This window comes from Rhodococcus sp. 27YEA15, assembly GCF_049739425.1.
Lineage (GTDB): Bacteria > Actinomycetota > Actinomycetes > Mycobacteriales > Mycobacteriaceae > Rhodococcus_F.
Window position 1 is genome coordinate 518,295 of record NZ_JBMHHW010000001.1, and the last position, 12,582, is coordinate 530,876.

At 62.8% G+C, this 12,582-nt stretch carries 10 protein-coding genes and 1 riboswitch; of the genes, 6 read left to right on the forward strand and 4 right to left on the reverse strand.

What is annotated here, in order from left to right; genetic code table 11:
- Positions 1–51: 51 nt before the first annotated feature.
- The gene (locus ABH922_RS02405) at positions 52–819 is read right to left on the reverse strand and encodes an IclR family transcriptional regulator (protein WP_424805409.1); all 768 of its coding nucleotides are present in this window, start codon (positions 817–819) and stop codon (positions 52–54) included.
- Positions 820–956: 137 nt separating this feature from the next.
- Entirely contained in the window at positions 957–2,378 is a 1,422-nt protein-coding gene (locus tag ABH922_RS02410) for a short-chain fatty acyl-CoA regulator family protein (protein WP_424805410.1), read from the reverse strand.
- A 169-nt stretch (positions 2,379–2,547) separates the two neighbouring features.
- Here ABH922_RS02410 and prpD point away from each other — a divergent pair, with 169 nt between their 5' ends.
- From prpD to ABH922_RS02440, 6 genes are all read left to right on the forward strand, one after another.
- Complete coding sequence (gene prpD / locus ABH922_RS02415; protein WP_424805411.1) at positions 2,548–4,050, forward strand: 2-methylcitrate dehydratase PrpD; 1,503 nt, start codon at positions 2,548–2,550, stop codon at positions 4,048–4,050.
- The gene (prpB, locus tag ABH922_RS02420) at positions 4,050–4,967 is read left to right on the forward strand and encodes a methylisocitrate lyase (protein WP_424805412.1); all 918 of its coding nucleotides are present in this window, start codon (positions 4,050–4,052) and stop codon (positions 4,965–4,967) included. Before prpD ends, prpB begins: the two co-directional genes overlap by 1 nt.
- The gene (locus ABH922_RS02425) at positions 4,964–6,085 is read left to right on the forward strand and encodes a bifunctional 2-methylcitrate synthase/citrate synthase (protein ID WP_424805413.1); all 1,122 of its coding nucleotides are present in this window, start codon (positions 4,964–4,966) and stop codon (positions 6,083–6,085) included. Before prpB ends, ABH922_RS02425 begins: the two co-directional genes overlap by 4 nt.
- Before the next feature lie 698 nt (positions 6,086–6,783).
- On the forward strand, positions 6,784–7,209 hold the full coding sequence (locus tag ABH922_RS02430; protein ID WP_424805414.1) for a limonene-1,2-epoxide hydrolase family protein: 426 nt from the start codon (positions 6,784–6,786) through the stop codon (positions 7,207–7,209).
- A gap of 98 nt (positions 7,210–7,307) precedes the next feature.
- The gene (locus tag ABH922_RS02435) at positions 7,308–8,546 is read left to right on the forward strand and encodes a cytochrome P450 (protein ID WP_424805415.1); all 1,239 of its coding nucleotides are present in this window, start codon (positions 7,308–7,310) and stop codon (positions 8,544–8,546) included.
- 99 nt (positions 8,547–8,645) lie between these two features.
- On the forward strand, positions 8,646–9,326 hold the full coding sequence (locus tag ABH922_RS02440; protein ID WP_424805416.1) for a cupin domain-containing protein: 681 nt from the start codon (positions 8,646–8,648) through the stop codon (positions 9,324–9,326).
- 60 nt (positions 9,327–9,386) lie between these two features.
- Here ABH922_RS02440 and metE read toward each other — a convergent pair whose 3' ends face one another.
- Positions 9,387–11,651: a 5-methyltetrahydropteroyltriglutamate--homocysteine S-methyltransferase gene (metE, locus tag ABH922_RS02445; protein ID WP_424805417.1), complete on the reverse strand. Its 2,265-nt coding sequence runs from the start codon at positions 11,649–11,651 to the stop codon at positions 9,387–9,389.
- Positions 11,652–11,809: 158 nt separating this feature from the next.
- Positions 11,810–12,007: riboswitch (cobalamin riboswitch) on the reverse strand.
- A 118-nt stretch (positions 12,008–12,125) separates the two neighbouring features.
- Positions 12,126–12,560 carry a helix-turn-helix domain-containing protein gene (locus tag ABH922_RS02450; protein ID WP_424805418.1) on the reverse strand — a complete coding sequence of 145 codons (435 nt, stop codon included), beginning with the start codon at positions 12,558–12,560 and terminating at the stop codon, positions 12,126–12,128.
- Positions 12,561–12,582: the final 22 nt, after the last annotated feature.

The window sequence follows — 12,582 nt, forward strand, 5'->3', positions numbered from 1 at the left end:
CTGACGAATCAGGCGAGCGGGCGTCGACTGTCGACGCCCGCTCGTTCTTCGTCAGGTCCACTTGTCCTCGAAACCGGCTGGCAGACAACGAGTCAGCTGCGCCTGTGCGTCGTGGAGCTGGAGTACGACCTGTGCTCGACGCTCCGCGCTCATGTGGACACTCGGGGCCGACACCGAGACTGCGGCCGCGATGCGACCGGTCAGATCGGGTACGCCCACCGAGAGGCAGGTGATGCCGAGTTCGTTCTCCTGGTCCTCGAGGGAGTACCCGTTCGCTCTGGTGGACTCGAGGCTGTGGAGGAATCGGTCGACAGTGTCGGCGGAATTGGGGGTTCGAATGGCCGTCGGATCGAACAACTCCACCGCGTCGACATCGGCCAGTTGCGAGAGCAGAATCTTTCCCATCGCAGTGTTCTGAGCACGTAGCCGCATGCCCGGTCGCGACGTCATCTCGATGCCACGGTTGCCGCGGGACTTCGCCAGGTACAGTACGTCGGCGCCGACCAGGATGCCGAAGTGCGACGCATCGGAGGTGGCGTTCGAGAGTTCGTCGAGTACTGCCTGCACCTCGCTCGAGAGGCTGATGCTTGCCTCGGCCTTGTTGCCGAGTTGCAACAGCTTGAGTCCGAGCCGGTACCGATGTTCGGAGTCGATACTCAGATATTTGGACGTGACAAGTGTGGTGAGCATCCGGTGCGCGGACGATCGGCTGAGCCCGGCAGTTGCCGCGATCTCGTCGAGACGACTCGCCCCCTCGGCCACACAGTCGAGTAGCGCGAGGCCGCGTTCAAGGGTTTTGGAGCCGGAAGGTTCTGCCATTCGGCCATTGTTCCACACGGTCCGAGACAGCTCTACGATCGATCAAAACCGCAGAGCGTCAAATGTTTCCCCCGGTGTGCCTTTCTGGTGGTGGGCGCTACCGGAAAGGCGCATCGGGGGGGCGAAGCTCTCGGCCCTCAACTCTGTGGATACGGCAGATGGCTGCTGCTGTTCTCGCTCACGGATACCGATCGACCGAGCTGCGGAAACGCACGCTGAGCGCAGGCCGGCCGGTCGCATACCTTGCAGCCTGCGCCGATCGGCACGATCGTGGCCGGGTCGTCTTTCTGTATCCCGTGGGAGTAGACCATGCGGTCGGCGTAGCCGATATCGCAGCCGAGGCCGATCGCGAAGTTACGTTCGGGCGCGAGGTAGCCGAGGCCACCACTGTGGGTGGTACGTGCGATCCACAGGTACGTTCGCCCGTCCGGCATCGTGGACACCTGGGTCAGGATGCGGCCGGGGCTGGCGAAAGCCTCGTGGATCACCCACAGCGGGCAGCTTCCGCCGACACGGGAGAAGTGGAACGCCGTCGCGGACTGCCGTTTCGAGATGTTCCCGGCGCGATCGGTGCGGACGAAGAAGAACGGGACGCCCCGCTGTCCGGGGCGTTGCAGGGTGGACAGGCGGTGGCAGACGGTTTCGAAGCCGACCTCGAATTTCAGGCTCAGCAGATCGATGTCGTACCGCAGGGCCTCTGCCGATTCGAGGAATTGGGTATACGGCAGCAGTAATGCTCCGGCGAAGTAGTGTGCGAGCCCGACGCGAGCGAGTGCGGCTGATTCCGAGGTCAGTGAGTCATCTTCGGCCACAATGGAATCAATGATATGTGTCTGAGTGAAGAATGCGAGCTGCATGGCGATCTGGAAAGCACGCTGACCGGCCGAGAGCCTGCGGGCCAGAGTGAGTATCGACTTGTCGGGATCGTAGAATCTTTTGGGCCCCAGTTTGTCCGGCTCGTCGGTCCGAATACGGACCGTCACGCCGTGGTTGTCCCGCAGGAGTCGTGCCAGCTGGAGATCCACTGCACCGATGGACAATTCGTTGTCGGTGAACATCTTCTCGGCGGCATCGTCGAGGGCGGCGATGTGGTTGCGGCGATCGTAGAAGAAATCCCGCACCTCCTCGTACGGCATGGGTACGAGTGAGATGTCGGGGGCGCTCTCGCCGGACAGTTGTGTCGAGAACTGGTCGAGCTGTTCCGTGGCAGCATGCAGGCGGCGGTGCAGCATGACCAGGGTTCGGCCGACGGCAGGCATCCGAGCCACCAACTCGTCGACCTCGGAAAGCGAGACCTCACCGGACTCGGACGTCTCGGCCAATGCCTCGTGTACGTCGGCAACGAGGCGTGCATCGGTGTCGGAAGCGAAGAACTGCACGTCCAGATCGAACTCGGCGTTGAGCTTGAGCAGTACCGGCACGGTCAGCGGACGTTGGTCGTTCTCGAGCTGGTTCACATAACTGGGGGACAGCCCGAGTGCCTTCGACAGTGCGAACTGGGACAGGTTGCGTTCTTCTCGCAGGCGTCGCAACCGAGCACCCGCATACATCTTCTTCATCGAGCCTCCTACGGGACTGAACGAGGATCACATTACCGTTCGCAGATTCGCAACATTCGCAACATTGCAGAACTGATTTCGCACAAATAGGCAGGTGTGAGGGCCTTCTTCGTCCTGCTCGGGGTGCGTAGCGTGCAAATAGATACCGAAGCACGTGGAAAGAGGATCGATGAAGACGCACCTTGTACGGACCCGCCGTTCAGCCGAAGAGTTCCCCAAGGAAGAGCACCTCGCGTGGAAGATCGCCGAGGTCGCCACCGATTCCGTCGACGTCTCCGATGCGACGTCGGAGATGATCGTCAACCGGATCATCGACAACGCATCCGTCGCGGCCGCATCCCTGGTCCGCCGCCCGGTCGTGAATGCACGCGCTCAGGCTCAGGCCCATCCGTACAGCCCCGGCGCAACCGTCTTCGGTGTCCCGGGCAATGTCTCCCCGGAATGGGCGGCGTGGGCCAACGGTGTCGCGGTACGTGAACTCGATTTCCACGACACGTTCCTCGCGGCCGAGTACTCGCATCCGGGCGACAACATTCCCCCGATTCTCGCCGTCGCCCAGCACACCGGGCGCGACGGCAAGGACCTGATCCGCGGTCTGGCCACCGGCTACGAGATCCAGATCGACCTGGTGCGCGCAATCTGCCTGCACGAGAACAAGATCGACCACGTCGCACACCTCGGCCCGTCGGCCGCCGCCGGTATCGGCACTCTGCTCGGTCTCGACACCGCGACCGTCTACCAGGCGATCGGTCAGGCTCTGCACCTGACCACGGCCACCCGTCAGTCCCGTAAGGGCGCGATCTCGAGCTGGAAGGCCTACGCTCCCGCGCTGGCAGGCAAGGTTGCCGTCGAAGCTGTCGACCGTGCGATGCGCGGCGAAGGCGCACCGTCCCCCATCTGGGAAGGCGAAGACGGCGTCATCGCCTGGCTGCTCGGCGGTCCCGACAAGGAATACCACGTACCGCTGCCGGGTGCGGGTGAGGCCAAGCGCGCCATCCTGGACTCGTACACCAAGGAACATTCCGCTGAATACCAGAGCCAGGCACCGATCGACCTGGCCCGCCGGATGCGTGAGCGCGTAGGCGATCTCGATCAGATCGCCTCCGTCGTGCTCCACACCAGCCACCACACGCACGTCGTCATCGGCACCGGTTCCGGCGATCCGCAGAAGTTCGATCCGAGCGCTTCGCGTGAGACCCTCGATCACTCGGTGATGTACATCTTCGCCGTCGCGTTGCAGGACGGCACCTGGCATCACGAGCACTCCTATGCGCCCGAGCGTGCGCAGCGCCCGGACACGATCGAGCTGTGGAACAAGATCTCCACCCGCGAGGACGCCGAGTGGACCCGCCGCTACCATTCGACCGATCCGGACGAGAAGGCTTTCGGTGCCCGCGCCGAAATCACCTTGAAGAGCGGCGAAGTCATCGTCGACGAACTCGCCGTAGCCGACGCACATCCGCTGGGGGCACGACCCTTCGCCCGCGAACAGTACGTCGCCAAGTTCCGCACTCTCGCCGACGGCGTCATCGAACCGGCCGAACAGGATCGATTCCTCGACGCCGCCGCACGTACAGCAGAACTGAAGGCAGGCGAGCTGGATCAGCTCACCTTCACAGTGTCCGCCGACGTCCTCGCCCGCGCGCCCAAGGTGAGCAAGGGGCTCTTCTGATGACGGGACTCATCGCCGCATCGACATCTGCCGCCGACAAGCGCATCGCCTTGCGAGCAGGGTTGGCGTCGGACACGATCGTCCGTCTGCCCGGCGCGATCAATCCGTTGACGGCCAAACTGATCCAGGAAATCGGTTTCGAAGGTGTTTACGTCTCCGGTGGTGCGTTCTCCGCCGGACTGGCGCTTCCCGACATCGGATTGACGACGCTGAGCGAGGTTGCCGCACACAGCAAGGCAATCGCGCGGGTCACGGATCTGCCGACGCTCGTCGACGCGGACACCGGCTTCGGCGAGCCCATGAGTGCTGCCCGCACCGTGACGATCTTCGAGGACGACGGGATAGCCGGCCTGCACCTGGAAGATCAGATCAATCCCAAGCGTTGCGGACATCTCGACGGCAAGGCCATCGTTCCGACCGAGGACATGGTGCGCCGTATCCGTGCGGCGGTGTCAGCGCGACGTGATCCGAACTTCGTCATCTGCGCCCGCACCGATGCTGCCGGAATCGACGGCATCGACGCGGCCATCGAGCGGGCCCATGCTTACGCGGACGCCGGCGCCGACCTCATTTTCACCGAAGCCCTGGCTACGGAAGCCGACTTCGAGAAGTTCCGCGCGGCGATCGACACTCCGCTGCTGGCGAACATGACCGAGTTCGGCAAGTCGGATCTGATTTCGGCGAAGACGTTGGAAGAGATCGGTTTCAACGCCGTGATCTACCCGGTGACCACCTTGCGGCTCGCGATGTTCGCCATCGAGAAGGGGCTTCGCGAGATCCATGAGAGTGGAACGCAGGAGGGATTGCTCGGTGAGATGCAGCATCGCAGTCGCCTGTACGAGGTTCTCGAATACGAGCGATACAACGAATTTGACAGTGGCATATTCAATTTCAGTGTGGACGGGAGTAGGGCATGACCGAAGAGATTCCGACCATCTACAAAGGCCTGGCCGGAGTGGTGGTCGACACCACAGCCATTTCCAAGGTTGTCCCCGAAACGAATTCGCTGACGTACCGTGGATACGCCGTGCAGGATCTCGCTGCCAACTGCAGCTTCGAGGAGGTGGCGTACCTGCTCTGGTACGGCGAACTCCCGACGCCGGCTCAATTGGAACTGCTGCGTCATCGCGAGCGAGCGGCCCGCCGCGCCGATCGTTCGCTGCTGTCGTTGTTGACCAAGATGCCGGACAACTGTCATCCGATGGACGTTGTTCGTACTGCGATCAGCTACCTCGGTGCCGAAGATCCGGCTGAGGACGACAACTCGGAGGAGGAGAACCTGGCAAAGGCGTTGCGGATGACCGCAGTACTGCCGACCATCGTTGCCGCCGATTTCCGCCGTCGACGCGGGCAGGACCCCATCGCGCCGCATTCGGATCTCGGGTTCGCCGAGAATTTCTTGAACATGTGCTTCGGCTCGGTCCCGGACAACGCGATCGTCGAAGCCTTCGAGGTGTCGCTGATCCTGTACGCCGAGCACAGCTTCAACGCCTCGACCTTTGCTGCGCGTGTTGTCACGTCCACACTTTCGGACATCTACAGCGCGGTCACCGCCGCCATCGGCGCGCTCAAGGGTCCGCTGCACGGCGGGGCCAACGAAGCGGTCATGCACGACATGCTCGAGATCGACGATCCCGCCCGCGCTCAGGAGTGGATGTCGGCCAAGCTTGCGGCCAAGGAGAAGGTGATGGGCTTCGGCCACCGCGTCTACAAGAACGGCGACTCCCGAGTCCCCACCATGAAGCAGTCCTTCATCGACGTCGCCGCTGTCACGGACGGCGACAAGTGGGTGCTGATGTACGAGATTCTCGACAAGACCATGACCGAGGCCACCGGCATCAAGCCCAATCTCGATTTCCCCACCGGCCCGGCGTATTACCTCATGGGCTTCGACGTCGAGATGTTCACACCGATCTTCGTGATGAGCCGAATCACCGGATGGACCGCTCACATCATCGAGCAGGGACAATCCAACGCTCTGATCCGGCCGCTCAGCCAGTACTCGGGTGTGCCGCAGCGCGCGGTCGTAGCCTGATCGCACCTGGCTCGAGCCGGCCCCACAGCTGCGCCGACAAGGTTCGGTTCTGGCATCACCGTCTCCTGGCCTCTAGGCGTACGAACACACATGGCCCGCACTCTCGTGCGGGCCATGTGTGTTTTCTCGGCGCCGCACGCAGCCCCTGCATCTGCATTCGACGGAGAGGTTTCCGCAATGATTTCCGAAGTCCTTGTCGCCAGAGATTCCGGACGGCGGAAAAGGACTTTTCATTTCCGCACCCGCAGACACCTCCGCCGAGTGGTCTCGCCGTCATGGCGACGTACGGACCTGTGAGTATGTGAGTTTGTTGACGGCATTCCGTATTCGGTATACCGTATGTGATGCGAGACACAGGGAGCGGTGAGAGCGAATTTACTCACGTTCGAGTGCTTGCCGATTGTATGGCGGGATCGGAGGCGTCAGCTGAACTCGGGGAGGAATGGTAAGCAGTCGGATTCGGAAATCCGGTCACTGGCAGGTGACCGCGCGAAGCCGATCGTAGTGCCGTAGAGGGGTTCTGGGCTTCGACGGAATCGAACGAATCGCTAGGCCGGCGATGAACTCGATCCGTTCTCGGAACTCTTTGTTTACCGGAGTGGCAGTCGCGACCTCCGATCAGGACAATCGGACCCTTCGACGAGGGTCTTCTGGTGCAAACGCACCGTCAAACGCACATTTCGACATGGAGGATACGCGTGAGCACTGTAGGTCCGAACTCGCAGAGGTTGATCGATTTCTGGAACAAGTGGGATTTGGGATACGAGGCCTTCGTGGAATCGTTCAGGGATGTCTTCACCGACGAGACGATCTGGTGGAACACCGAGTCGCTACCCGAGGTGAAGGGATTCGACGAGGCGATCGAGAAGATCGTTGCACCGTCCAAGGATTCGCCGCTCGGAATGGACTGCATCCGGGTGGAAGTTCTTCACATCACCGAGGTGGGTAACCGGGTGTTCCACGAACGGATCGATCACCTGCTTCGGGAGGACGGCAGCATCATCTTGTCCACCCCGATCGCGGGTATCACCGAGTTCGACGACAACGGCAAGATCGCCCACTGGCGTGAATACAACGATCCCACCAAGCTTCTGGCGATGATGGCGGCCGGCGCTGCTGGTTGAGTTTGGCTTTCTCTGCAGTGTTGCGGCCGGGCGGTGTCGTAGGTGATGCTGCCCGGCCGTACGTGTGTTGGCAGTTTCCGAATCGAGTTGGTGGGGTTATGACGATCATTGTTGACGATGTGCTGCAGGAGCCGAATTTCACGGATCCGGCGCTGTACGTGTCGGGTGTTCCGCACGAAGCGTTGGATCGTGTCAGAGATCGTGAGCGTCTGGTATGGCAGCCGACGCCTGGCGGGACGTACAACGGTGGGTTCTGGTTGGTGACGCGCTACCAGGATGTGATGGACATCGAGTCTCGTCCGGAAGATTTCAGTTCGGTTCCCGGGGCTTTCTATCCGTTGGGGAACATGGATGGTGACAGCCCGATGCAGAAGCATATTCTGTTCATGGATCCGCCTGTGCACAGTCGACTTCGCAAGATGGCGTCGCGATCCTTCGGTCCTCGGATCGTGAAGCGGTTCGACGGGTGGGTGCGGGAGGTGACGGAAGAGGCTCTCGATGCGGCGTTCGCGCGCAAGGAGTTCGATTTCGTCGAAGACGTGGCGAAGCTGATTCCGGGTCGTGTGATGAGCGCGATCATGGGTGTGCCGAGTGAGTCCCGCGAGCAGATCGTGCAATGGTCGCTCGACGTGTTCGTCGCTCAGGCGAAGGCGGAGGAAGACGGGGGTGCGGCGTTCGCGGGCGTGTTCGGTGAGATCGGCCAGTACATGGCAGCTTTGGGCGTGGAGAAGCTGCGCAATCCGCAGGACGACTTGCTGTCGGTTGTCGCGACCGCACTCGACAGCGGCGAGATCGACGAGTTCGAATATCAGATGTACGCGTCGGGGATTCTCGTCGCGGGCACCGAGACGACTCAGACCCTGATGTCTCAGTCGTTGCGGTTGATGGTCGAGAGCGAGCAGACGCGGGCCACGTTCGAGAAGGCGTTCGAGACGGGTCGGTATCTGCGGTTGGTGGAGGAGTGCTTGCGTTACGTCACTCCCGCTCTGAACGTGGCGCGGACCGCCACTCGGGATCTCGAATTCAACGGTCAGAAGATTTCGAAGGGCGACACCATGCAGTTGATGCTTGCGGCCGCCAATCGCGATCCGGACGTGTTCGTCGACCCACATCGGTTCGATCCGTTTCGTGATCCGAAGCCTTTGGCTGCGGAGGGCGTCGCATTCGGTAGCGGTGTACATCGTTGTGTGGGAAGCATGTTGGCCAAGGTGGAACTCAAGACGCTGTTCGAGGAAATTCATCGACGCGGGGTACGCCTGGAGCTGAACGGTCAGCCCGAGCGTGGTTGGAGCTCGCTGGTCAATCAGCTCAACGCCCTCCCGGTGAAGCTGGGATAGAGAATCTTCGACATTCGAGCCGCTGCGCCGTCGGTGGCCGGACTGCTCGGCGGTCCACCCCGTCAAGGCGCGCGGATACGTACTTATCTGAGGAGTAAATTGACACGCTCGACGAGCACGGCCTCGAAGATCGCCGCACGAAACGTAGTCGGAATAGCGCGAGCCTCCGGCAGGCTTCTGACCGTGGGAACGCTCGCCGTTATTCTTGCCGGATGCGCCGGTGACAGCGACGACAAGTCCGATTCCACTGACACGAAGCCGGTTTCACAGGTATCGGTCAGCGATCCCCGACTCGTGATCACCGGTCACGACGATCAGAAACGAGGCCTGGTAGTCAGCGACCAGCGCATCGCGCCCAACCCCAATCTCACTGCCGACGGATGGCAGTCGGCCATGCTGTGGGGTGCGGACGGGCCGGGGCATTTCCCGGACGACGGTACGGGATCGGTGACGAGCCCGCCGATGCCGGCACCCGGTGGAGTCCGGTTGGCCGAGTTGGTCGTCTATCCGACGGGTCAGGGCCCGGCAGGCGCATCCGATAACAGTCCGGACGCGATCACCAAGTCCGATCCGAACTCGCCGATTCACCACACGCCCTCTGCGGATCTCGTGGTTGTTCTCGAGGGTGAGGTCGAACTGCAACTCGACTCCGGAAATGTCGTCCTCAAGCAGGGGGATTACCTCGTGCAGAACGGAACTGCGCACGCGTGGCACAACCGCACCGACAGTCCGGCGCGGCTTGGTGTCGTGGTACTGGGTGCAGCGCACGACGGATACTGACACCCTCGTGCGCCTTTTCGGTAGTGGACGCTACCGAAAAGGCGCACAGGGGTTTTGCCGCTAGAGTTCCGCGCGCACCAGTTTCGCGGCCTCGACGAGGTTGCGCAGCGACGCTTCCACCTCGACCTGCCCGCGGGTCTTGAGGCCGCAGTCCGGGTTCACCCAGAGACGCTCGACCGGAACGGCTTTGAGGGCCTCACGCAGTGAGTCGGCGATCTCGTCGACGCCGGGAACGCGCGGCGAGTGGATGTCGTAGACACCCGGCCCGACGCCCAGGTCGAAACCGACGGTACTCAGGTCGCCGAGCACCTCCATATGTGAACGTGCTGCTTCGATGGACGTGACGTCCGCGTCGAGCCCGGCGATGGCACCGATGACCGCACCGAACTCGGAGTAGCACAGGTGCGTGTGGATCGCGGTGGAGTCCGCGACACCAGAGGTGGCCAGGCGGAACGAACCGACAGACCAGTCGAGATAGGTGGGCTGGTCGGCGGCGCGTAGCGGCAACAGCTCGCGCAGGGCAGGCTCGTCGACCTGGATGATGCGGATGCCTGCGGTCTGAAGATCGACCGTCTCGTCCCGAATCGCGAGTGCTACCTGGTTGGCGGAGTCGGCCAACGGCTGATCGTCACGAACGAACGACCACGCCAGGATCGTGACGGGACCGGTGAGCATGCCCTTGACCGGCTTGTCGGTCAGCGACTGGGCGTAGGTGATCCAGTCGACGGTCATCGGGTTCGGACGCGAGACGTCACCGTAGAGGATCGGCGGACGCACGCAACGGGTTCCGTACGACTGTACCCAGCCGTTGGTGGTGGCGAAGAAACCCTCCAACTGCTCGGCGAAGTACTGGACCATGTCGTTGCGCTCGGGTTCACCGTGCACCAGCACGTCGATGTCCAGCTTCTCCTGCAGTGCAACCACATCGGCGATCTCGGCGCGCATACGGCGCAGGTACTCGCTCTGGTCGATCTCACCCGTGCGCAGTGCGGCACGCGCAACGCGGATCTGGGAGGTCTGTGGATACGAACCGATGGTCGTGGTGGGCAGTGCAGGCAGGTCGTGCACCTCGGCCTGGAGTTTCCGGCGCTCGGCGGCGGGGGCGCGGCCGAGCGCGGAGTTCAGGACGGCGTCGAGGCGGCCGCGGACCGTGGCATCGTTGAGGCGGCGATCGTCGCGGCGGGTGGACGCGGCTGCGCGGGCGAGCGCGAACTCGTCCTCGACCGACTCGCGGCCCTGCGTGAGAGCTGTTGCCAGGGTGACGACTTCCTTGACCTTCTCGGTGCCGAACGCGAGCCACGACCGCAGCGCCTTGTCGACGTCGGTTTCAGCGTCGAGGGTGTACGGGACGTGCAGGAGCGAGCACGAGGTGGATACCGCGAGCGTGTCGACGCTACCGAGCAGTGCGCCCAGGGTGGCCAGCGCGGCGTCGAGGTCGGTGCGCCAGATGTTGCGTCCGTCGACGACACCGGCGACGACGAACTTTCCGCTGAGATCCGGCACGGATCCGATGCAATCGTCACCGGCGACCAGATCGATCGCGATACCTTCGACGTCGGTGGACGCGAGAGCGGGCAGTGCCTCGCCGAGTGAACCGAAGTACGACGCCAGCAAGATGGCCGGCCGATCGGTCAGCGCCGAAAGTTCGGCGTACGCAGCGCGTGCCTGCTCGATCTCCGCTGCCGTTCGGTCACCGACCAGCGCGGGTTCGTCGAGCTGCACCCATTCGGCGCCTGCTGCTTTCAACTGGCCGAGCAGGTCTGCGTAGAGGGGGAGCAGTTCACTCAAACGCGAGAGCAGTGGAGTGTCGGTGCCGACCGCCTTCGAGAGCAGCAAGAACGTGACCGGGCCGATGACCACGGGTCGGGCGTTGATGCCGGCTTCGGTGGCCTCGGCGAGTTCGGTGAGCACCTTCGACGCGTCGAGTGCGAAGGTGGTCGACGGCGAGATCTCGGGAACGAGGTAGTGGTAGTTGGTATCGAACCACTTGGTCATCTCGAGAGGTGTGATGGTGTCGGTGCCGCGGGCAGCCGCGAAGTACCGGTCCAACGGATCGGCGATCGACGCGACACGCTCGGGCAGCGCGCCGAGAAGCACTGCGGTGTCGAGGATCTGATCGTAGAACGAGAACGTGTTGACCGGGATGGAATCGAGGCCCTGTTCACGCTGTGCGGCCAAGCCCCGCCGCCGGAGATCACGGGCGCTCTGCTGCAGGGCGGCGGCGTCGACGCGGCCGGCCCAGTAGCTTTCGGTTGCCCGCTTGAGTTCGCGATTGGGACCGATGCGCGGTGAGCCCAGCACGGTCGAGACGAAAGGTGTTGTCACGGAGTTTCTCCAGTTTGCCAATGCACTGATGGCCACTGCCGGTAGACGGGTACACCTCACCAGGCTTCGACGGTGTCGAGCATTGCTGCCTGCACCGCGAACGAAGCCTTACGAAGATCTACTCGCCCATTCCACGAGGCGGTGGACCGTCGGACACGGCGTGCCCGACACAGTCGGCAGGTCTTCGGACTCGCGGGCTCTCGATCGGGTGGATCGAACCTACTGGCCGTCGCTTCCCAGGCGAATGCCCAGTGCGTAGACGGCGGTCGTTCCTGCTTACCGCTGCGGGACAGTCCCGGATTTTCACCGGGTTCCCTCTCACCTCGTCGGCGTGTGCCGGCGAGGCTTCGACGCCGGGAACGGTCTTCGGGGCTCCTCATGACCGTTCCGGGCGAACCAGCTGCGCCCTCCAGCATAGGGCTACCGGGGTGTCAGCGGAAAAGTGCGCTGTCCTGGTGTGAATCGACGGCCGTGTCAGGCGCGGGAGAGGTAGGAGTTGGAGTCCGGTGGGACTCTGGGCAGACGCTCCGACGTTCGGAGGTTCTCGGCCATTTCCACGAGTAGGTCCTGCGAGGATTCGGACAGGTCCACCACTCGCGACGTCAGATTCCGCAGCCGGACGTTGTGGAGTTGCTCGACGACGGTGAGATCGGCTCCACCGCTGGAAACGGCTCGCGGGGCTTCGGACGGACCGTAGAAGTAGTCGGGGTGAACTCCGAAGAAGTGTGCGAGTGCCGCAACGATCTCCGGTGACGGGTTGGTACGGACGCCGGTACGCAGTTGCGAAAGGTACGGCGTGGAGATCCGGCAACCACGTTCGGCCATTGCGCGAACCACGACAGCATTGGTGACGTGGAATTCGGAGGTGTCGAACAATGTGTTCAAACGTCGATTGAATGTATTCGGCATGAGACTTCCCTCCCGATTGCAC